General features: G+C 46.6%; 25 protein-coding genes and 1 other RNA gene. 21 read left to right on the top strand and 5 right to left on the bottom strand.

Annotated elements, in window-relative coordinates:
- Positions 1-20 precede the first annotated feature (20 nt).
- From tmk to TM_RS05635, 12 genes are read left to right on the top strand one after another with little or no spacing between them, the layout of a single operon-like run.
- Positions 21-614: a dTMP kinase gene (gene tmk, locus TM_RS05580; protein ID WP_004080341.1), complete on the top strand. Its 594-nt coding sequence runs from the start codon at positions 21-23 to the stop codon at positions 612-614.
- Positions 607-1,707, top strand: a complete 1,101-nt coding sequence (locus TM_RS05585; RefSeq protein ID WP_004080339.1) for an ABC transporter permease — start codon at positions 607-609, stop codon at positions 1,705-1,707. Before tmk ends, TM_RS05585 begins: the two co-directional genes overlap by 8 nt.
- 2 nt (positions 1,708-1,709) lie before the next feature.
- The gene (gene yfcE / locus TM_RS05590) at positions 1,710-2,273 is read left to right on the top strand and encodes a phosphodiesterase (protein WP_004080337.1); all 564 of its coding nucleotides are present in this window, start codon (positions 1,710-1,712) and stop codon (positions 2,271-2,273) included.
- Complete coding sequence (rnc, locus tag TM_RS05595; protein ID WP_004080335.1) at positions 2,260-2,982, top strand: ribonuclease III; 723 nt, start codon at positions 2,260-2,262, stop codon at positions 2,980-2,982. The genes yfcE and rnc overlap by 14 nt, the downstream gene beginning before the upstream one ends.
- Complete coding sequence (locus tag TM_RS05600) at positions 2,979-3,932, top strand: elongator complex protein 3 (RefSeq protein WP_004080334.1); 954 nt, start codon at positions 2,979-2,981, stop codon at positions 3,930-3,932. Before rnc ends, TM_RS05600 begins: the two co-directional genes overlap by 4 nt.
- Entirely contained in the window at positions 3,917-4,249 is a 333-nt protein-coding gene (locus TM_RS05605) for a Na+/H+ antiporter subunit C (protein ID WP_010865264.1), read from the top strand. The genes TM_RS05600 and TM_RS05605 overlap by 16 nt, the downstream gene beginning before the upstream one ends.
- Positions 4,246-5,604 carry a cation:proton antiporter gene (locus tag TM_RS05610; RefSeq protein ID WP_004080330.1) on the top strand — a complete coding sequence of 453 codons (1,359 nt, stop codon included), beginning with the start codon at positions 4,246-4,248 and terminating at the stop codon, positions 5,602-5,604. The genes TM_RS05605 and TM_RS05610 overlap by 4 nt, the downstream gene beginning before the upstream one ends.
- Entirely contained in the window at positions 5,583-5,954 is a 372-nt protein-coding gene (locus TM_RS05615; protein WP_004080328.1) for a Na+/H+ antiporter subunit E, read from the top strand. Before TM_RS05610 ends, TM_RS05615 begins: the two co-directional genes overlap by 22 nt.
- Entirely contained in the window at positions 5,951-6,193 is a 243-nt protein-coding gene (locus TM_RS05620; protein WP_004080321.1) for a hypothetical protein, read from the top strand. Before TM_RS05615 ends, TM_RS05620 begins: the two co-directional genes overlap by 4 nt.
- The gene (locus TM_RS05625; protein WP_004080319.1) at positions 6,190-6,426 is read left to right on the top strand and encodes a monovalent cation/H(+) antiporter subunit G; all 237 of its coding nucleotides are present in this window, start codon (positions 6,190-6,192) and stop codon (positions 6,424-6,426) included. Before TM_RS05620 ends, TM_RS05625 begins: the two co-directional genes overlap by 4 nt.
- Entirely contained in the window at positions 6,423-7,091 is a 669-nt protein-coding gene (locus TM_RS05630; protein WP_004080317.1) for a Na(+)/H(+) antiporter subunit B, read from the top strand. Before TM_RS05625 ends, TM_RS05630 begins: the two co-directional genes overlap by 4 nt.
- The gene (locus TM_RS05635) at positions 7,088-7,690 is read left to right on the top strand and encodes a Na(+)/H(+) antiporter subunit B (protein WP_004080316.1); all 603 of its coding nucleotides are present in this window, start codon (positions 7,088-7,090) and stop codon (positions 7,688-7,690) included. Before TM_RS05630 ends, TM_RS05635 begins: the two co-directional genes overlap by 4 nt.
- On the opposite strand, the gene TM_RS05640 is transcribed toward TM_RS05635, so the two are convergent.
- From TM_RS05640 to TM_RS05650, 3 genes are all read right to left on the bottom strand, one after another.
- The gene (locus tag TM_RS05640; protein ID WP_015646145.1) at positions 7,682-8,128 is read right to left on the bottom strand and encodes a hypothetical protein; all 447 of its coding nucleotides are present in this window, start codon (positions 8,126-8,128) and stop codon (positions 7,682-7,684) included. The genes TM_RS05635 and TM_RS05640 overlap by 9 nt on opposite strands.
- An RNA gene (ffs, locus tag TM_RS05645) (signal recognition particle sRNA large type) lies at positions 8,128-8,393 on the bottom strand. Before ffs ends, TM_RS05640 begins: the two co-directional genes overlap by 1 nt.
- A 40-nt stretch (positions 8,394-8,433) precedes the next feature.
- The gene (locus tag TM_RS05650; RefSeq protein WP_004080314.1) at positions 8,434-8,703 is read right to left on the bottom strand and encodes a cupin domain-containing protein; all 270 of its coding nucleotides are present in this window, start codon (positions 8,701-8,703) and stop codon (positions 8,434-8,436) included.
- A gap of 129 nt (positions 8,704-8,832) precedes the next feature.
- Here TM_RS05650 and TM_RS05655 point away from each other — a divergent pair, with 129 nt between their 5' ends.
- From TM_RS05655 to TM_RS05680, 6 genes are all read left to right on the top strand, one after another.
- Complete coding sequence (locus tag TM_RS05655; RefSeq protein ID WP_004080312.1) at positions 8,833-9,771, top strand: hypothetical protein; 939 nt, start codon at positions 8,833-8,835, stop codon at positions 9,769-9,771.
- 19 nt (positions 9,772-9,790) lie between these two features.
- Entirely contained in the window at positions 9,791-10,468 is a 678-nt protein-coding gene (locus TM_RS05660) for a hypothetical protein (RefSeq protein ID WP_004080310.1), read from the top strand.
- Between the two features lie 61 nt (positions 10,469-10,529).
- Positions 10,530-11,180, top strand: a complete 651-nt coding sequence (locus TM_RS05665) for a hypothetical protein (protein ID WP_004080308.1) — start codon at positions 10,530-10,532, stop codon at positions 11,178-11,180.
- 61 nt (positions 11,181-11,241) lie between these two features.
- Positions 11,242-12,873, top strand: coding sequence for a WxL protein peptidoglycan domain-containing protein (locus TM_RS05670; RefSeq protein ID WP_010865266.1), 1,632 nt, complete (start codon positions 11,242-11,244; stop codon positions 12,871-12,873).
- Positions 12,870-14,033, top strand: coding sequence for a general secretion pathway protein GspD (locus TM_RS05675; RefSeq protein ID WP_004080304.1), 1,164 nt, complete (start codon positions 12,870-12,872; stop codon positions 14,031-14,033). The genes TM_RS05670 and TM_RS05675 overlap by 4 nt, the downstream gene beginning before the upstream one ends.
- A gap of 2 nt (positions 14,034-14,035) precedes the next feature.
- Complete coding sequence (locus TM_RS05680; RefSeq protein ID WP_004080302.1) at positions 14,036-15,142, top strand: hypothetical protein; 1,107 nt, start codon at positions 14,036-14,038, stop codon at positions 15,140-15,142.
- A gap of 103 nt (positions 15,143-15,245) precedes the next feature.
- On the opposite strand, the gene TM_RS05685 is transcribed toward TM_RS05680, so the two are convergent.
- Positions 15,246-16,295 (bottom strand): AfsR/SARP family transcriptional regulator, encoded by a 1,050-nt coding sequence (locus TM_RS05685; RefSeq protein ID WP_004080300.1) that lies wholly within the window; start codon positions 16,293-16,295, stop codon positions 15,246-15,248.
- A gap of 232 nt (positions 16,296-16,527) precedes the next feature.
- On the opposite strand from TM_RS05685, the gene TM_RS05690 reads away from it, so the two are divergent.
- Genes TM_RS05690 through TM_RS05700 form a run of 3 tightly spaced genes read left to right on the top strand, consistent with a single transcriptional unit; the run spans position 16,528 to position 19,594 of the window.
- Entirely contained in the window at positions 16,528-17,838 is a 1,311-nt protein-coding gene (locus TM_RS05690) for an ABC transporter substrate-binding protein (RefSeq protein ID WP_004080298.1), read from the top strand.
- A 45-nt stretch (positions 17,839-17,883) separates the two neighbouring features.
- A complete protein-coding gene (locus TM_RS05695; protein WP_004080296.1) occupies positions 17,884-18,750 on the top strand; it encodes a carbohydrate ABC transporter permease in 867 nt (288 codons plus the stop codon).
- A 13-nt stretch (positions 18,751-18,763) separates the two neighbouring features.
- Positions 18,764-19,594, top strand: a complete 831-nt coding sequence (locus tag TM_RS05700; protein WP_004080295.1) for a carbohydrate ABC transporter permease — start codon at positions 18,764-18,766, stop codon at positions 19,592-19,594.
- On the opposite strand, the gene fliD is transcribed toward TM_RS05700, so the two are convergent.
- Positions 19,595-21,421, bottom strand: a complete 1,827-nt coding sequence (gene fliD / locus TM_RS05705) for a flagellar filament capping protein FliD (RefSeq protein WP_004080294.1) — start codon at positions 21,419-21,421, stop codon at positions 19,595-19,597. It lies immediately after the preceding gene.
- Positions 21,422-21,424 lie beyond the last annotated feature (3 nt).

The raw sequence follows: 21,424 nt of genomic DNA on the forward strand, positions 1-21,424 counted from the left end.
TATGACCAGGAGGGGAAGGAATGTTCATAACGTTCGAGGGAATAGACGGATCCGGGAAGAGCACACAGATCCAACTTCTGGCTCAATACCTGGAGAAGAGAGGAAAGAAAGTGATCTTGAAGAGAGAGCCGGGCGGAACGGAGACGGGGGAGAAGATCAGAAAGATTCTTCTGGAGGAAGAAGTGACTCCCAAAGCTGAGCTCTTCCTGTTTCTCGCCTCGAGAAATCTCCTTGTGACAGAAATAAAACAGTACCTTTCCGAAGGATACGCCGTTCTTCTTGACAGATACACGGACTCCAGTGTTGCATACCAGGGTTTTGGAAGAAACCTGGGAAAAGAGATCGTGGAGGAGCTGAACGATTTCGCCACGGATGGACTGATTCCTGACCTGACTTTCTACATAGACGTGGACGTCGAAACGGCCCTCAAAAGAAAAGGAGAGCTCAACCGCTTTGAAAAAAGAGAGTTTCTCGAACGTGTAAGGGAAGGCTACCTCGTGCTCGCCAGAGAACATCCCGAAAGGATCGTGGTGCTGGATGGAAAACGCTCCATAGAGGAAATCCACAGGGACGTGGTGAGGGAAGTTAAAAGAAGGTGGAAACTCGATGTTTAGAATAGCCATTGTGGAACTGAAGAGGATCTTGAAGAAAAGATCTTCACTGATGATGATAATCGCTGCACCCGTTCTGGTTGTGCTGATCTCTCTTCTCTTCATGCAGGGGTACAACCTTCAGACGATGAAGCTCGGAATATACAACGAAGACAACAGCATCTGGTCCTCCCTCGTCATGAGATTCATTGGAACCATCCTGAGACAGGAAAACATAGTGAAAGTCGATCAGAACTACGAGAAACTTCTGAAGGAAGGAAAGCTGAACGCGGTCATAGTGATTCCAAAGGGCTTCGCGGCGAAACTGTATTCCAAACAGCCAACCCAGATGATCTTCATCCCGAGTCCCATCGATCTTCACCTCGCCGCCGCGATATACAACGTTCTCGATTCTGTTCTGGCGGATTTCCAGGGGAGTGCCTTCTTCGATCCAAAGGTGCTCCGGTACATATTCACAGAGTCCGATTATCCCGTACCCAGATTGAAATTGAAAGACTCAGAACTCAGATTTTCTGATCTCATCTCCCCGTTCGTCGTCTTCTTCACGGCGATTTTGATAACCGTATCACTGGCGAGTGTCTCCACCTTTCTCGACAGAGAGAAGAACCTGCATGAGATGTTCCTCGTGTACAACCTTCCGGCATGGAAATACGCCTGCGGGAAGATACTCGCTTACACCATCATTGGAGCATCCGTTTCTTTCATAGCCTACTCCCTGACGGTGATACTGACCGGAGACAGCCTGGATTTCTTCATTACGTCTGTTCTCATCCTTCTCAACGCTCTTCTTCACACGTCTGTAGGTTTTCTGGTTTCTTCCATTTCTCCCGACAAGAGTCTTGCAAACATACTCGGTGTTTCTGTTATAGGAATATCCCTGTTCTCAAGCGGTTTTGCCATTCCTATAAGTAACTTGCCAGATATCTTTCGAAGAATCGCCATGTCAACGCCCGTGTTCAGAACCATGTACGCCCTCAGGGTGTACCAGCTGGAACATACCGTCGATAATCGCTCGATCTTTGTCGTCTTGCTCTGGACAGTTGTTTTGTTCTCCATTTCCATTCTATCGGGAAAGTTCGTTATCAGGAGGGGTTGACCTTGAGGATTCTTGTGATCTCGGATACCCACGGTTCACTTTCTTGCACAGAGAAAGCTTTGAAAAGTGCGGGGAATTTCGATGAAATCTGGCATCTAGGTGATGTTCTCTACCACGGCCCCAGAAATCCGCTTCCCGAGGGATACAGTCCAAAGGAACTCGCATCACTTTTGAAGAAACACCGTGTGAAGTACATACGCGGAAATTGTGATGCGGATGTGGATATAAGGGTTCTGGAAATTCCGGAAATGCCCAGGATCGGAATGGAATTTTTAGGAGATGTGAAGATACTCCTTGTTCACGGCGACCAGTTCGAATACGAAGGAGGAGATCCTGTGAGCCTGGCACAGGCTCATGGATGCAGTGTGGTTCTCTTCGGTCACACTCACGTTCCTCTGGCAGAAAGGTGCGAAGGGGTGCTGCTTTTGAATCCGGGATCGGTTTCTCTTCCAAAATCTGAGGCCGGTCCGACTTTTGGTATCATCGATATGGATGAGAAAAAATTTTACCTCTGCTCGCTGGAAGGTGATGTTTTGAAAGAGGTGATGCTCGTTGAACGAGAGTGAGAGAAAGATCGTGGAGGAGTTTCAGAAAGAAACTGGAATCAACTTCAAGAACGAAGAACTTCTCTTTCGGGCTCTGTGCCACAGTTCTTACGCGAACGAGCAAAATCAAGCGGGAAGAAAGGACGTGGAATCGAACGAAAAGCTGGAGTTTCTGGGGGACGCCGTTCTAGAACTCTTCGTGTGCGAAATACTTTACAAAAAGTATCCGGAAGCGGAAGTGGGAGACCTGGCCCGGGTGAAATCCGCAGCGGCGAGCGAAGAAGTTCTCGCCATGGTTTCCAGGAAGATGAATCTTGGCAAATTCTTGTTTCTTGGAAAGGGAGAGGAAAAAACTGGTGGACGTGATAGAGATTCCATACTCGCCGACGCGTTCGAAGCGCTTCTGGCTGCCATATACCTCGATCAGGGCTATGAGAAGATAAAGGAGCTATTTGAGCAGGAATTCGAGTTCTACATAGAAAAAATCATGAAGGGTGAAATGCTCTTCGACTACAAAACGGCTCTCCAGGAAATAGTTCAGAGCGAACACAAAGTGCCACCAGAATATATACTGGTGAGAACAGAAAAAAACGATGGTGACAGGATTTTTGTTGTGGAAGTGAGGGTGAATGGGAAGACCATCGCCACAGGCAAGGGTAGAACAAAGAAAGAAGCGGAAAAGGAGGCCGCAAGAATCGCCTACGAAAAGCTTTTGAAGGAGAGATCATGAAGATAATTCCCGTTTTTCTTCCATACGCGGGTTGTAAGAAAAGGTGCGTCTTCTGTGACCAGATAAAAGCCACGGGACAGGCAAAAGTCCCGTCTCTTGATGATATTGCACGAATCATAGAAGAGTACTCCAGAACGTCGAATGAATACGAACTGGGATTCTACGGAGGAACGTTCACCGGTCTCTCAGAGGAAAAGATGGAAGAGTACCTGAGATTCGTGAAGAGATTCCCCGTGGTGAAGTCAGTCAGAGTCTCGACGCGCCCGGACGAGATAAACGAAAGAAAACTGAAGATTCTGAAGAAATACGGTGTGAACGTGATCGAAATAGGAGTACAGTCTTTCTTGGATGAGGTTCTCGAGAGGTCGAAGAGAGGTTACACCTCCGAAGAAGCTGAGGGAGCCTGCAAACTCATCAAGAAGAACGGATTCGTTCTCAGTGTTCATCTGATGGTAGGACTTCCGGGAAGTGATCGAAGAGGGGAAATTCTGTCCGCGCTGAGGACCGTAGAATGTGGAGCGGATATGGTGAGAATACACCCGACACTCGTTTTCGAAGGGACAGAACTCCACAGGATGATGGAAGAAGGAGAGTACACACCTCTGAATGTCGAAGAAGCGGTAGATGTCTGTTCTGATCTCGTCTGCATTTTTGAGGGCTGGGGGACAAAAGTGATCAGAATAGGATATCACGTTCCCGTTGAGCTGCGAAAGTACGTGGTCGCGGGTCCCATCGATCCATCTCTCGGTGACAGGGTGAGGAGAACAACGATGAAGAAGGTAATTGAAAGTTTGAAACCATCGAGAATTGTTGTTCCGAAGAATTACCTCGTCTGGTTCGAAGAAGCAAAAGTAGAAGTAGGAGATGAATTCAGATTCGATGACCTTTCTTACGCGGACGCTCTCTTCTTTACCGGAAAAGAGGTGGTTGAGAGGTGGCTGAACGGTTGACCCTTCTTCTTGTCCTGATTGGGCTGTTAGGAGTTCTGATCAACAGAGATCTGATAAAGAAGATCATCTCGCTCGATATCATGGGAACGGGTGTTGTCAGCTTCTTTGTTCTCATCTCCAGAAGGCAGGGAGAAGCCGTTCCGATACCGTTTCAGCAGAACTCAGCCGACCCTGTCCCACAAGCTCTGATCATCACCTCGATAGTGATAGGGTTCGCCACCGTAGCGCTCCTTGTCACCACCGCGAGCGTGATCGCTTCCAAATACTCTTCGGTCTCTTCCGACAGGCTCGACAGAGAAGGGGGAAAGAAAGAGTGATCTTTCTTGTTTATAATTTCCTCATTATATCGCTCGGGATTGTCTTTCTTTTCTTAAAGAGGAAAGCTCCCTGGTGGACAGCACTGGTGAATCTTGTTTTCACAGTCACGATGGTACTTTCTGGATATCGTTTCGATCTTGTTTTGACAGGAAACTTCGGTGTCCACCTTCTGTTAGATCAGACATCATATTTCTTTCTCATCCTCACGGCCGTGGTTCTTCTCGCAGTCTTCACGAAAGGCCTGAACGTCAGTCTTTCGAACCTTCTTCTGATACTCCTTGGAGCGCTGAACCTTGCGTTCGTGAGCTACGATCTCTTCAACATATACGTCACGGTTGAGGTGGTATCCCTCATCACTTTCCTTCTCGTCGTAGAGGGAAGAAAGAAGATTCAGTACTGGTCCGCTTTCAAGTATCTGATCCTGGGTACTGTGGGTATGAATCTGTACCTGATAGGAATCGGCGTTCTATACGCGGGAAACGGCACACTCTCGATCTCTGACATCTCGAAGGTTGATTCATTCGCCTCCGTTCTCGTCGCAGTTGGACTTCTTTTAAGAGCCGGTGTGTTTCTCTTCAGTATGTGGCTTCCACAGGTTCATTCGGAGGCAGAAACACCCATTTCGGCAGTTCTATCCGGTGTCGTTGTGAAGAGTGCTGTGTACGCACTCGTTCGGCTGGAACACGTGGTGAACTGGGATGTGGTAAAGATCTTTGCCATCTTTTCGGCACTTTCAGGTGTTTTGTTTGCCTTTCTTTCGAAAGATTACAAGAGGATACTTGCCTACAGTACTCTTTCACAGATAGGGATCGTCCTTGCGTCACCGGTTACAGCTCCAGTTTACGCCCTCGCACACGGTGTTTTCAAATCCTGGCTCTTTCTTCTGAAAGATGAACTTCCGGAAAGGGACGTGACGAAGTGGAAAAGGCTTGATTTCTGGACGTGGCTTTCTCTTTCGCTGGCAAGTCTTTCTATCATGGGACTTCCCGGCCTTGCGGGTTTTTCGAAGAATCTGGTTCTCGAACAGCTTCACGGATGGGAGAAGATCTTCATGGAAGTTGTTTTCGTTGGCACCGCGGCTTCCTTCTGGAAATTTCTTCTGAAACCTTTTGAATTCAAAAAGAAGCTACCAGGGATGTACAATCCCGTTCTGCTCATTGCTTCCCTGACGATAGGACTCTACTTTGCCAGCTGGGAAAGAGTTCTTGAAAGCTTTCTCTTAATGGGTGCAGGACTTTTGGTTCATTTCCTCTTCAAGAACTTGAAGATAGAAAAATATCCGCTTGAAGACTTCGAGTCCATGCTCGGGGTCTATCTTCTGGGGGTGGTGGTTTGTCTTTTCTTGTCGCTGTGATAACGGGAACCGTTTTCTTCATGGTTTTGTCCCAGAAAGCGACCTTGACAACAATCGTACTTGGAGCTGTGATGAGTGTTGTCACATACATCTTCACAAGGCCTATCCACTTTGAGAAGTTTCCCGTTCTTGTGTTGAAACTCTTCTACAACGTTCCAAAAGCGGTTTTTGAATCTATCTTGGTTTTGCTCTTCCACAACGGGGCTAAAAGAGCTTACGAAGTTCCGGTGAAAGATGAGTGGGAGGAACTCGAGAAAACACTCACTATCACACTCACTCCGAAAACACTGGTGATCGTCTCAGAGGAAGGTTACATGGTAGTCCACCAGGTGGGGGAGAGAAAAACATGAAATGGCTTCTCGTTTCTCCGTTGATCTTGAGCGTTCTTCAGGTGCTTCTGGGGAAAAACCAGTGGGAAAAACTTCTGGGGATTTCGTCGCTCTCGACGAAGGTCGGTGTCTTGATCTACGCCCTTTCGTACCTCGTTCCGGGGCTATCTCAGGCAAGAGATGTCGCGGTGTTCTATCTGCTCGCCGGTGGAAGCGGAGTCATCTTGTTCTCCTACTTTCTGAGGAGGAACAGAGAATGATATACGTCGGTGTGGTTTTGATGTTTCTCGGCACTCTTCTTTCGCTTCTGAAAAAAGACTTCCTTCTGAAAATCCATCTCATAGGAATTTCAGACACGGTGGGATCCCTTTTCATCGTACTCAACTTCTGGGAAGACGTCTCGAGAACGATCCTCATGGTGGTACTCCTTCTCGTATGGGGGCCTTTCGTTTCACACGTTATAGCGCGCATGTACACGGAGGGATCGTCTTGATAGAAAATCTGGTACTGATTCTGATGGTCTCTGTATCTCTGTACACGATCTTCACCCCGATAAGATTGAACGCGGTCATTGGAAGAACGGCCTTGAGCGTTCTGGCAGTTCTTCTGTACACACTCTTTTCTTCTCCCGACGTGGCCATCGCGGAGGCCCTCCTTGGAGCACTTCTCACCACCCTCGTTTATCTGATCGCTCTGAAATCGAGAGATCGAGTGAAGATCGGTTTCACATCCGTCAGGCTCCTGTTCGAGAAATTGGGAGAAGCGTTCATGGGTTTCGAATACGAACTTCTGAAGAGGTTCTGTGAAAAGTACGACTACAGATCAGAATTCGTCGAGTTTTCCTCTTTGGAAGATCTCCTTGAGGCTTTGAACGATGGAAAGGTGGACGTTGCCTGTGGCGGAGTGTTCAGTGAAGACAAAAAAGGTTATCTGGAAACAAAGATCTTCTACCTCGAGGATGAAAAACTCGATCTGCTGAGGTACACAGAGAGGGTGTACAGAGGCGAGCGATTGAACCACGTCTTACACAGAGATGGGAGTTATCACATTCTTTTCGCGGACGAGGAGTTGAGAATGAGATTCAGAGAATTTCTCAGAACCGAAAGGGAGTTCGTAGAAGAATTGAAAAAGAAATACTTTGGGGAGGAGATCGGATGAAATGGGTGTGGATCACCATCTTCGTTGTTTTTTGTTTTGCTGTTCTGCTGAACGGTAGTTTTGAAAAGGTTCAGGTGAAATTTGAAAACCCTGTGGTGAAGAATCCCATCACCCAGATCTACCTTCTGAACAGGGTGTACGATACGGTCTTCGAGGTTCTTGTCTTCTCGCTCGCAGTACTCGGAGTCTCCCTCCACATGGCCTACCTTCCCACTCCAGAGGAGATAAGAGGCATATCGGACGTCACGATCAGGATCTTTGCCAGATTCATAGCGTTCTTTCTCCTCGTGGGATCGCTCTACCTCGCGCTCGAAGGCCATGTGAGCCCAGGTGGTGGATTTTCTGCTGGAGTTGCGGGCGGAACGGCGCTCGCTCTGATTGCCATGGTAGAAGATTTTGAAAACTTCGAGAGAAAGTTCGAAAGAACGCGAGCGTACTTTCTGGAAAAGTTCATCATGATCGTTTTTCTTTTCCTCGTTGTTCTGATACTTCCCGGAAGAAACCTCATAGTTCCGGCGAACATGGTGGTGTACCTGAAAGTGATGCTGGGTAGCTGGATCATCGTGTACTACTTCATAAAACACAGAGGGCTACTCTGAGATTCCGAGGTCATAGATAGTGTCCCCTATCATCACGGAGAATACCTTTCCTTCCTGTGAAAAGTGAATTTCCTTTTTTGTTTCTATCAGGTAGTTGTTTCCCTCTCCACTCAGGCCGAAACGAACGATTTTGTACAGACCGTCTTTGAACATCACAAGGTAAGAGATTGTACCACTTTTCTTATCGTAGCTCGCGTTAAAACTCAAACTGTTCGATGTGACAGAAACAGAAGGAGACGCTGCGGCTTTAACTTCGTATTCGTGTTTCATAAAATCCACTGCGTAGAATTCGTCGGTTAGAAGATCGATGTCGTAAACAAGACGGGCGCGTGTTTTCATGGCAAGAGATAGTGAAAGAAGACCTATCATCACAACTGTGCAGATGCAGAACATGAGGGCTAACGTTTCAACGAGGGAGTAACCAGAAGAAAAATGCACCACGCACCCACCGTCGACTTCTCCGGACCGGGGCGTGCATGATCGGAAGGCTCCAACCGGGCTCCCCCACGGCACACGGAAACACCTGCTTATGGCTGCTCCCTCCCGGGCCTGACCAGGTTCACAGGGTTCCGTTGCGTGGGACCCGGTCTTCATCGCCCCCGAGTCACGCCGTTTCCCGACCCGAAGAGCCTCGGGTGGGAATTCGGCCCCGCGTACGGCGGATTTCGGGTACAGGGGACCGCCAGCCCCCCGCCTAGCGTGGTGCATCAGTATTCTACAACACTTTCCAGAAGGTTTCAAGTTCAGAAGAGGTTGTAGTGCTTTCTGACCGGCTCTAAAACCTTCCACCTGCACCTCAAACCTTTCGGAAAGGTGACGAGATCACCTTTCTCTATGACGTACTTTTTTCCATCCTCTGTTGTGACTTCCACCTTGCCTTCCAGTATGTAGCAGGTCTCGTTCGTATCGTAGTACCAATCGAACTCGCTGACCTCTTTTTCCCAGATGGGCCATTTCTCAACGCTGAGTTCCTTGAGTTTCTCGGGTGTGGGCTTTTCTATCTTCACTTCCACGTCTATCACCTCCCATTGGAAGTCTACCAGTTTTTATTGTTTTTTCATTGAACACTCATTGAAAATTTCTTTCAATTTCAACTCTGTTTCATTCATTTGAATAGAGTTTGAAACGTAGGAGGCGGTACCGTGAGAAAGTGGGGATTGGGGATACTCATTGTTTTTCTTTTCGCTTTTTCTTTTTCCACAACGATCTACAAATATAACAAAGAACTCGGGAGGTGGGAAAAGGAGGTCAAAAAAGACGTGTTCGTTCTCCCACCTGCTCAGAGACAAACCACAGGGAGCGTAGTTGAAATGAACTCCTATCGCGGAAAGGGTCAGTGGTACTACTACATGGAATACGATCTGGGAGATGGGGAGGAACTCTTCAGCTTCTGGGCAGGCCAGAACACAGTGGTGGGAACCGTCACCGTCTGGAACGATTCAGAATACCTCTACGTCAGAGTGGATATCGACGATGAGTGGTATCTGGAAGAAACACATCTCAACGTTCTCTCCGAAGAGCCCGAGGGAAATCAGGCACCGGGTCAGTTTCCGTTCAAGGAAGAATTCGACTCACCTGTGAGCACCTACACCTTCGAGGTTCCTCTCTCCTTTCTTTTCCAAAACAGTTTCACCAGGTTGAACAGACTGAACAACAAATACTACATCCTCCTTCATGGAGTTGTAAACAGCAGCGGAAGAGAAGAAACCGCATGGGGAGGAAGGCTTTCACAGTGTGTAAAGATCCATCTGAGCGGTACAAGGGTCACCTGGTTTGTGAAGAAACCCGGCGTGTACGTTGCGAAAGTGCTCGAAGTTGAAGCGAACACACACCTTTCCATCTACGTGAATTTTCCCGATCCTTCGAACGAGAAAGATAGTGTGGATCTGAAAGTGGCCTATGGTGACGAGATTCCCACAGAGTGGTTCGACGACCTCAGTTTTCTAGAAGACAGCTTCTCTCTGTGGCAAAAAATCAACGTTCCAAGGAGTCTGTCAGCGGACACCTACACCAGCACGGGTGTTATAACCTTCACCATCAACAATTCGAAACTCTACATCGATGTCTCACCTGAAAGGTGAGTAGAAGGAGGGGATTTTTATGAGAAAGTTACTCTGGTTAGTTTTGATGGGAGCACTGTTCACGTTTGCACTGGCACAGTCAGCACTCGAAGTCTGGAAGTACGAGAATGGTCAGTACATCAGTCTGCCTGCAACAAACGATCTGGCGAGGGCATTCAGTGCGTTCCCGGCCGATGGATCCTGTAACAAACCCGAGTGGCAGATTGAGTTCACAACGGAGGTTCAGGTCGCCCAGTGGCTCGAGTGGAGTCTGAGCGCAACGAAGTGGACCTGGTTCGTGAGAAAACCCGGAGATTACTACGCGAACTCTGTTACAGGAACAATCGCGAGCAACGGTGATGTTATTGTGAGCTTCAGCGGATTCGACGATCCAACCTACACAGGAACAAGCAGTGTCAATCCAGAGATCGAAGCTTATTACACAGTGATGACAACAGAAGGTATGCCAGATCAGAACAGCTGGGTGAGAGCACCAGACGTCAACAATCTTTCCTACACACTGGTTGACAGCGAGGCGCTCCACAACGGTATGCTTTTCTACCTCTGGAACAGAATCAAAGTGGTTAACTGTAACAGTGCGTCCACCTACAGAAACACCGGATACATCTATCTGACACTCCAGAATCAAAAACCGTGGATCGACGAGGAAGGAAACTATGTGGAAGATCTTGAAAATTACGTGACCAGTGAAAGATGAGAAAGAGGAAGTCAATGATAGGTAATGAACTCTATCGAGGATAATTGAGGAGGGGATTGGTATGAGAAGACTTTTGTTGATTATGCTGGCTTTGGTAGTGAGTTCCATGTTCTTCGCTGGATTTGTAGACGTTTACGCTTATGAGGGAGACCCAGATAACGCGAAAGCGTTCGTCAGTATGGGTGATAGTGGCCACTGCAACAGACACGTATGGGAAATTCCCATGACTCTCGAAGTTCAGGTTGCCCAGTGGGTGCACTGGAATCTCACGGGAACGAAATGGACCTGGTTCGTGAGGAAACCCGGAACGTACGTTGCCAATTGTATCACAGCCACGCTTCAGAGCAACAGCGATCTTGAGATCACTTTCAGCGGGTTTGATCACCTGAAGTACGCGACAGGAACGAGTGTCAACGATACCATTGAAGTGGAATACGCTTTTGGTCAGCAGGTTTATAGTATACCAGAAGACAACTGGACACCAGCACCTGATTTGAACAGTGTTGAGCTCCTGGTACCTGACAGCCGAGTTCTTCACAATGGAGCAACCTACAAACTCTGGAACAGGATACACGTTGTAAGATGCAACAGCGCATCCACCTATAGAGATTCTGGAATAATAATGCTCACCCTTAAGAATCAGAAGCCGTGGATAGACGACGAAGGAAACTACGCGGATGATCTTGAAAAATACGTGAACAACCAGAGATAAATCTTTCAAAAAAGGAAGGCGAGGGGTCTTCCCTCGCCTTTTATTTTTTTATGGGAGAGTGATGGGGATGAGAAGGATAAGTTTAATGGTTTTGATTCTGATGAGTGGTGTTTTTCTCGCGCAGGGTATCTCCGTTAGAATGGATCCCATCGTGGTGAGTAAAACCGTGAACCCGGGAACGAGTTTCAACTACGAGATCTTTCTGGAGAACGACAGCGAATTCGAATCCATCACACTGAAAGCGATGGTGATGGACATAACGGAAACTGAGGATGGAGCGTACGACCTGAAACAGCCGGGAAGCACAAAATATTCGATCGCAAGGTGGGTGAAGGTGGAACCCGACACGATCACCGTTCCTCCCAAAGAAACCAAAACTGTCATCGTTACGGTGAACATTCCAAGGGGTGTTTCTGGAGGACTCTACGGTGCCGTTACCTTTGAAATCCAGACGCCCCAATCGCAGGAGACACAAAGACCCGCCGAAGAGGGAGCATACGGTGAGATCGAATTCAAATACAGAATGGCGAGTTTTTTAGAAATCGTTGTTTCCGGAACGAGAAAGAGGATAGAGGCATTTCCCGCTTACTTCAAAGTGGAGAGGTCCGATGATATACCTTCCATAAGGATGCAGATAGGCGATGGTGCCCTTGTCTTCACGCTCGGCGTGCTGAACAAGAGCAACGTTCACATCGTCACGAAGGGTACACTCACGATAAAGACAAAAGAAGGTCGAACAATAGCGAAGATGCCTCTTGGTGCGGGAAGAGGTGTTGTTCTTCCCGACATCACGGTCAACATGAGAACGATCACAAGAAGATTCTTTCCTCCCGGAGAATACGTCGCGAGGGCCGTTGTCGATTACGGTGGAAGAAGACCGATCGTGGCAGAGACCACGTTCACAGTAACGTCAGAAAAAGTGGAGACTAAAGAAGAGAAAGAGGAAGCAAATCCTGTGATGATCACCGTGGATCCAGCAGATATCGAAATCAAAGCGATTCCAGGATCTTACAGATCAGCGATAGTGAAAGTATCGAACTTGGGAGAAGAGACCCTTCAGGTAGAAGGAAAGATTCTGCCCCTGGTTTATGACCTCTACGGAGAGATCCTTCCGGAAGAAGAAAGGGGTACTCCTCCCGAGTGGATCAAACTCACCCCAGCTTCTTTCAGTTTGAGACCTGGACAGTCCAGAAACGTGCGCGTCGCCGTGAGAATTCCAAAAGATTTCACGGGAGGTTATTACGCAGATGTGATCTTCAAAACAGAAGGTGGTTTACAGACGGAAGTGGGGGCAAATCTTCTCGTGTTCGCTGGAAAGGACGAGGATATAACTAAAGAAGCGAGCGCCGATCTGGTTTACACCGTGAAGGAAGATGGTATTTACGCGGACATCGTCTTTGAGAACACGGGGAACTATCATCTTCTGCCGAAGATCACTTTCGGTTTGAACAGGATCACACCTCAGCAGGTGACGGACGAAGGTCTCATAATACCAGAAAAAGTGGAAAGTCTCATCCAGGAAGAGATCTCGTCGACGAATCCCGTACTTCCAGGAACGAAGAGGATCTTCAGCATCTTCATACCCGTCGTTCTGGAAGAAGGTCAGTACGAACTGCTCGCGAGGTGCGACTACGGTAAGTCACCGATCGTTTTGAGAAAGTCTTTCCAGATGGAAGGGAGGAATGGGGAATGAGAAAACTCGGTTTCGTTTTATTCGTGTTGATAACGGCGGTGATGACGGCACAGGAGGAACCCCTGGTGAGCAACATATTCCAGGACACCTACATTCTGGATGCTCTCGCTGATATATCCGCGCAGACAGGAATTCCAATCATAGCGGACACGACTGTGACTGGTTTCATCACTATGGAGCTAAACGAAGTACCCCTGGAACAGGCACTGAAGATGATCCTCATGCCTGGAGGATACGTTTTCAAGAAGATGGACGGCTTTTATCTTGTGGGATCACCAGATCCAGCGAATCCTGCCTTCAGATACCTTGCAGTTACAAAGACCTACAAGCTGAAATACATAACCACAGCCGACGCACAGGAACTTCTACCAGCAGTTTACAAGAGCTACGTCAAATTCAACGAGAAGAACAACATGGTAACCATCACAGCACCTGAAGAGATCATACAGGAGTTCGAAGAAGATCTCAAAAAGATAGACATCCCGATACCGCAGGTGAAAATCAGCGTGATCGTCACAGAAGTTTCCAAAGATTACTCGAACGAACTGGGGTTGAACAGTTTAGATTACTCCTTCGGCTCTGGTCAGGAATTCAACGAGAACTGGTCGGCCACCCTCGGTCTGGTAACAGGTATCATCGACGTTCAGACAGATGTCTTCGGTCAGATTCTAGCTCAATTGAAACTTCTCGAGGAAGATCAGAAAGCAAAGATTACAGCCGATCCCTGGATCATTGTGAAGAGCGGAGAAAAGGCTTCTCTCTTCTTGGGGGAAAGACAGGTTGTTCTCCTTCAGGCTGAAGGAGCGGTGAGCAGGATCGAGTCCATAGACGTTGGGGTGAGCATCGACATTCAGCCACGTGTGATGGACAAAGAGGAACTCGAGCTCACACTCTCACCAAAGGTCAGTCACTTCGCAGGAGAAAAACTCGGAACATTTGCTGTAAAACAGAACGAACTCTCTACAACACTTTTCCTGAAAAACGGTCAAACTGTTGTGATCTCCGGTGCCACCATCGAAGACAGCGCCCAGACCAGCTCCGGAGTGCCCATACTGAACAAGATTCCACTCATAAGATACCTCTTCGGTGGTACGACGAAAAAAGATTCCCAAAAAGAACTCTACATATTCATCAAGGCGGAAATCCAGGGAAGTGAGTGATTATGAAATGGTCGTTGATGATCTTTCTGATTCTCGCTGTTGCAACGGTGTTCTCAGAGTCCATGATCATGTATCAGTTCGTGATGGCAGAGGTGAAAGAAAGCACTGGAACTGGAGTTTCTCTGGAGGAGCTCTATCTCAGTACCGATGAGTCCAGCGAGGGTTCGATACACTACTCGAGTGATACAGTAGAATTGAAGCTTTTTCCACTCTCTATAAAGGTGAAATTTCCCGTGATACGCGATTCCTACAGAATTCTTTCAAAACCCTGGATCCTCACTGTCCTCGGAAAACCTGCCGTTGTACGTGTAGGAAGGGAGGAGATCCTCACAGTAACACAGGGGATGACAACGGTCCAGGAAATGTACCTTTCGATAACACCACAGCAACTGGATAAAAAAAGCGTTCTATCTGAGATCGAAATGAAACTGGATGGTGCGCATCTTCGAACGAAACTCTGGATTTCCCAGGAAGATTTCCAGCCGATAGCCTACTCCAAATTCAAAACGGATGAGAAAGAACACAGGATGATCGTTTTCTGCAGGTCTCTCGTTGTAGAAAAACCTCCTGAAGAAAAAGTCTTCGTTGCGGGGAATGTTTCTGGACTTGAGGAGTTCATGGGTAAAGAAGAAGAAGAAAGATCTGAAGAGAGTTTCATACTGCTTTCCTCTCATCCAGAAGCCAGAGTAAGTCTCTGGTTGAACAAAAACATCCACTTTTCCGCTTCTTTTCCCGATGGACTTCTCATAGAAACGAAACTGTTTGGAGAAGAATTGAAACTCGGGGCCATCTACTGGCGGTTCAGATATTTGGGAGTAGGATTTTCAGATCGTACCAGTGTGGGAAACCTTTCACTTTCAGCTGGTGTGTACGCACTCTTCGATTTCACAAAATTCTCTGGAATACTCTGGTGGGGTAGGGGGGATCTGAAACTCAACAGATTTTCCGCAAGCCTTTCTTTCAGAAGTCACTGGACACTCGAGGAAACGCCGTGGGAAGTGTCATTAAGTGCAGGGTACGATCTTAGCAAGAATATAACTGTTCTTTTAGGAGTAACATATGACTCTACAAACTACAAGATTTTCGTTGGGGTGAGGTACTCATTTTGATCCTTCTCTATCCCCATTTCTCCCGATACATTCATTAACCACATTTCTTTGAGCGTCGCTGCTTCAAATGCGAGGCAGCGGCGCTATTTTTTGATCTGTGTTTTCAGGAAATTTCGTACTGACCTTTCTTCACTCCAACTTTCTCAAGAGCGTCTACCACACGTTTTTCCATTGTTGGACGACGCTGTTCGGGACAGTGGAAGAGAATTCGGATAGTTTCACCTGAGAAGGTAATCACGTCTCCCTTTCGAAGCTGAGATGCTACCCTTTGGGAAACATCTTCAGTGCTGATACTCTTATCTGTCAGTTTCACCTCGACGAGGACAAAGGATTTTTCTCTTCTTCGACTCTCCAGAAAGAGGAATCTTTCAAAGAGCTTTTCATCGACCACCACTGCTTTGTTACCGTTCAGCATGAATTCTGAATCTCTTTTGGAGAGAAAGTCATCGAATTTCAATCGAGGCTTGATCCCTATCTCCATAAGATGACTCGAGAGCTTGTCGTATACACGTTTTGCCCTTGTGATATCACCCTTTTTCAAAAGAACTTCAATGGCTCTGTAGTACATATCCTCGTCGTAAGGCTCTCTCTGAAAATAAGCGTTTACCATCTCGAGAGCGGCGTCGTAATCTTTTTTCGATAGATACAACTTGAAGAGCTCTTTTAGAACATCTGAGTACCACGATTCGTAGATTTCTCTGATTTCCTGCACCCATTCTGCGAAAATGTCTTCGACTAGAAATGGCCCTGTGTAAATCTCGAACATCCTCTTAAGGAGTTTTTCACGTTCAGCATCTGATGTGGCTTTCATCAGATTTCTGTGACACTCTTCGAAAATATCTGCGTCTATGGTGATTTCACCTCCCGGGAAGAAACAGCAGAGGTCTCCCTTCACAAAGAGTTCTTCGCTCGTTATTCCGGTAGTTTTCCTTATGATATGGAGTGTGGTGTTCAGATTGGATTTCGCGAATGTGTCGTCCATGTCTTCCCAAAAGAGGTTGTAGATCTCTTCGACGGACACTTCTTCGTTCCTTCTGAAAATGAGATACCTGAACAGGGCAAACGCTTTTTGTGATGGCCAGTCTCTTGCGCTCACGATATCATTGTCTTTGATAACCCTTGTCCCGCCAAAGGTTTTCACAAAAATGCTCATAATCCCCCCTCCCATCTATTTAAAATAATTTGAAATTTTTTAGAGTTATTTTACTATCATTATATCACAGATAGAGTATTTTTTGTGTTTCTCTACGAAGAAACATATTATTGACATGGCAATCTCTGTGTTGTAAAATACTAAGGCACGGGGGGAGAACTAGAGAAGCAACCCTGGATGGGTTGCTTTTTGTTTTTTTCAAAATCAATCCTATTCAAAGGGGGGATATGTTATGAAGAAGTTTTTTGTTCTTCTGATGATTCTTCTCGTAGTTACCAGTTTAGCAAAGGTCAAGATTCAGTTCTGGCACGCCATGGGAGGATGGAGGATCGAACTTCTTCAAAACATGGCAGAGGACTTTATGAAGACCCATCCAGACATTGAAGTAGAAGTTCAGTACACCGGAAGCTACAGAGATACTCTGAACAAACTCGTAGCAGCTGTACAGGGAGGAACCCCTCCACACGTTGTTCAGATATACGAAATTGGCACCCAGTTCATGATCGACAGTGGTATAGCCGTCCCAATTGGTGATTTGATCGAGAAAGATCCTTCCTTCGATGTTGGAAAATTCCTTCCACAGGTTCTGGACTACTACAGAGTGAAGGGGAAACTCTACTCGATGCCGTTCAACTCTTCAAATCCGATTCTCTACTACAATAAAACCCTCTTCAAAGAAGTGGGTCTCGATCCAAACAAACCTCCCAGGACATTCAATGAGTTAATAGAATACTGCAAAAAACTCACGGTTAAAGATGAAAAAGGAAATATCGTTCGTGCTGGCATCACTTGGCCACTCCACAGCTGGTTCTTCGAACAGTTCGTAGCTCTTCAGAATGCTCCTTTAGTTGACAACGAAAATGGAAGAGCGGGAAGAGCAACAAAGGCGGTTTTCAACCACGAAGGGGCACTCAGGTTTCTCAAACTCTGGGATACACTTACAAAAGAAGGTCTTATGATCAACACAACAAAAGAAGACTGGACAGGAGCAAGACAGCTCTTTATTTCTCAAAAAGTTGCCATGCTCATCAGTTCTACCTCTGACGTGAAACTGATGATGGACGCTGCCAAGGAAAACGGATTCGAGCTCGGAACAGCGTTCCTTCCAAAACCAGAGGGAGTTGAGCTTGGAGGAACACCAATAGGTGGTGGAAGCTTGTGGATCATAGGAGGCCATCCAGAAGAGGAGATAAAAGCAGCCTGGGAGTTCGTGAAATGGATGGCGGAGCCAGAACAACAGATACGCTGGCATCTTGGAACAGGTTACTTCCCGGTAAGAAAAGACGCAGTAGAGACACTTCTTTACCAGGGTTACTATTCTGAATATCCTCATCATCTCACGGCGCTTTTGCAGCTTCTGTTGTCGGTTCAAACACCGAACACCAGAGGAGCTGTCATAGGACCATTCCCAGAGGTGAGAGACATAATAGAAACCGCTATTGAAAAAATGATTAATGGAGAAATGACGCCCGAAGAAGCTCTCGCTTGGGCTGAAAAAGAAGCTACAAGAGCCATTAGAGAATACAACGAGCTCTACGAGTGAGGGGTGTTCCCCCTCACTCCTTATCATTTTTCTGGGGGGATTAAATTGAAAAGAGTTCTCCCGTACTTACTCCTTCTTCCGACTTTTGTGATCATTACTCTTTTTATCTACTGGCCTGCTGTTTATTCTTTGAGGTTGAGTTTCTACAGAATTACCCCATTTGGAAACAGAATGGTGTTTGTGGGGCTTAGAAACTTCCAGAGGTTGTTTCAAAGTCCAGAGTACTTAAACGCCATAAAAGTGACGGTTGTTTACGTTCTTGCATCCCTCTTTCTGACCATATTTCTTGCATTCTTTATAGCACTGCTTCTGAATATGAACCTCCCTGGAAACAGAATTTTCAGGGCACTGATTTTCACTCCTTATGCTATTTCTCCAGCAATAGCAGGTGTTCTCTGGTCTTTTCTGCTTAATCCTGTTGTAGGGCATGTCAACTACATTCTTTCCAAACTTTTTGGACTACAGGTGGAGTGGCTTACCACAAAGCCGTACGCACTCATAGCAGTTATAATAGCTACTGTCTGGAAAACTCTTCCTTTCGATATTATCTTTTATCTTGCAGGTCTTCAAGATATTCCTCAGGAATTGATAGAGGCCTCTCTTGTGGAAGGAGCCAATTCCTGGGCCAGAACCTGGAAAATCGTTTTTCCGCTTCTTTCACCGATTACTTTCTATCTTGTTATCATGAATCTTGTAAGTTTTATGTTCTCCTCCTTTGCTATCATTGATGTCACCACAAAAGGTGGACCGGGAAATTACACGACCACATTGATATACAGATTGTATCTCGACGCCTTCGCCTTCCAGAAAATAGGCCCGGCCGCAGCACAGAGTGTTATTCTTTTTCTGATAATGGCGATCGTTACGATCTTCTATTTCAAATTCGGTGAAAGAAGGGTCCACTATCAATGATGGGGGAGAGAACATGAGGAGGAAGAGATCAATCACAATCCTCTACGAAATAATTCTTGTAATGGTGACTTTCATAATGGCTCTGCCATTGTTTCTTGCGATAACTATAAGTTTTCAAAAACCTGAGGCTGTATTTTCATACCCCCCGAAGTTTTTTCCAACGAGTTTTTACTGGAAAAATTATGTAGAAGCTTTCAAATATGTTCCGCTGGCAAGGCTTTTTTTGAACAGCTTGATCGTTGCATCACTTATAACGCTTGGAAAACTTACCACTGGAGCGCTCGCGGGTTTTGCTTTTTCTCATTTCAATTTCAAGAGTAAAAAAATTATGTTCGCTACTTTGTTTGCCACTCTATTCCTTCCCGCAGAAACTGTTATGATTCTCCCCCTATTTCTGATCATGAAAACCTTTGGCTGGGTCAATACTTACTGGGCTCTGACAATTCCTTTCATGGCAAGCGCAACAAATACCTTTCTCATGAGACAGCATTTTCTTACGATTCCAAGAGAACTCCAGGACGCTGCACTTATAGACGGAGCAAGTTACATGCAATTTTTCTGGAAAGTGCTGATCCCCCTCTCAAAACACATGTTAGCAGGTGCTTCCATAATAAACTTCGTTTATGCCTGGAACATGTATCTCTGGCCTTTGATAGTGAGCATGGAAGACAAAATGAAAACGGTCCAGGTAGGAGTGAAGATGCTCATGCAGGCTGAATCAGCCAACAACTGGGGTGTAATAATGGCGGGTACCGTGGTTGCTCTAGCGCCAACCGTTGTGATGTTTCTCGCTCTTCAGAACCTGTTTGTGAAAAGTCTTGTGAGGAGTGGTATGAAAGGGTGATCACTTGTTGCTACTGCCCTGCAACGCCTGAGAGATCCAGCTTCCCTGGGACTGAAGCTGAGAGATCACTTCCTCCATGACCGAAAACTTCCTCCAGAGTTCCTGTTCTCTCTTGGAGAGCCTTTCAATCCAGCTCGCTATCTGTGTGGCGAGGAATCTCTGTTCTCTTTCTATTCGACCGCTTATTCCCGCGACCTGGTCGATTCTACCGTTGAATTTCACCAGTTCCCATAGATAATCGTCGAGCTGTGTGGCAAAACCGTTCTCCCCACCAAAGAATTCCCACACCTTGTTCGGATCCTCTTCCACTATCTGCTTCAGTTTCTCCTCATCCACTTCGAGATGACCCTTCATCATGTTCTCGTATCCGGTTCCTATGTCTCCTGTACTGATCCCAAGTTCCCAGAGATAGTTTATGTCTCCTTCGGCTTTATACGTGATGAATCCTCTGAGACGAGAGAAGATCTCTTCTAACAGATCATCTCCTTTCAGAACCCCTTTCATCTTCTCTTCTTCTGTCATCTCTTCTTCGTCTTTGTCAGTTATCGACTCTTCTGTGAGCTTTTCGTTCAGATAATCCATCGTTTCGTTCCATTTATCCACGAATTCTTTTATCTTTTCAACTATCGCATCCGTGTCGACTCTCACATCAACGGTGATCGTCTCGGATGTCATTCCAGAGATGTGGAAAGTGACACCGTTGTACTCCACGTCATTCGTGTCTGAATACACATCCGCCCAGTTCGTGCCGTCCATACTGATCTGAAGATGAGCCTTCTGACCCACGTAGAGACTGTGATTTTCTATTCCAAGAAGCGAGAACAAACCCGTCCCGTATGTGTCTTCCAGGGTGATGGCCTCGGGACCAGAGGTCTTTGAAATGATCACAACTCTGTTCGCATGGTAATCATAACTGGCGGTAACCCCGGCTTCGCTGTCGTTTATCTTCTCTATAAGAGAAGACAACGTGTCGTTCTGATCCACATCTATCTCCACACCGTTTATCTTCACCTTTCCGCTTATTATGGTCTTTGAAGTGTACGTAGCAATCTGCTGAAGAGTTTTCGCTGTGGAAAGCCCGCTCACAGAGGCGGTGCTGGTGAAAGAATAATTTCCTCCACTGTAGTTCAGACTGGCTTCATCCAGATGAAATACCTTCGTGAAGTTTCCTGTGATGTCAACGAGCGAGAAATTCTTATCGGAAGTGATGCTGATTTTGCCGGTGCTGGTATCGTAGCTGACGCTTCCCGTTATTCCAGCAGAGGAAAGAGCGCTGTTTAACTTGCTGACAATATCGTCTATGGTATCTGTGGAGAGAACCTGGACTTCCACGTAGTTTCCCGTTTCGTTGTTGTACAGTCTTACAGTTCCTTCCTGAGGTGTGTACATGTAATCGAGTTCCCCAAACGTCTTCGTTGAATCGGGAGGTGGAACAACTTCACTCGCTCCAGCCAACGTGGTGTAAGTTGCGGTCTGAACGATCTTCACATGGTATACACCCGTGACGGCCACAGAGGAAGCCTCAGCTGAAAGAAGAGAGCTGGAAGAAACGGCTGTTTTCTGGACAACGGTACTCTGGAGTTTGAAACTGTAGACCAGATCTCTGAACTCTCTGAGTTTGGTCTTCACTTCTGTGTAGGCTTCTTGCATGAGCTCGTACTTTTCGTACTTTTCTGTGAGATTCTGAAGCGGCTGGCTTTCTGCTTCGAGAATAGCGTTTATGATGGACTGGGTGTCGAGTCCGCTGACAGCTCCCCCCACCTGGAAACCACCCAGCTGTGAGTAATATCTCATATTTATGGTGCTCGCTATTTTACTCAGGTCCATACG

Source organism: Thermotoga maritima MSB8 (genome assembly GCF_000008545.1).
GTDB classification, from domain to species: Bacteria; Thermotogota; Thermotogae; order Thermotogales; family Thermotogaceae; genus Thermotoga; species Thermotoga maritima.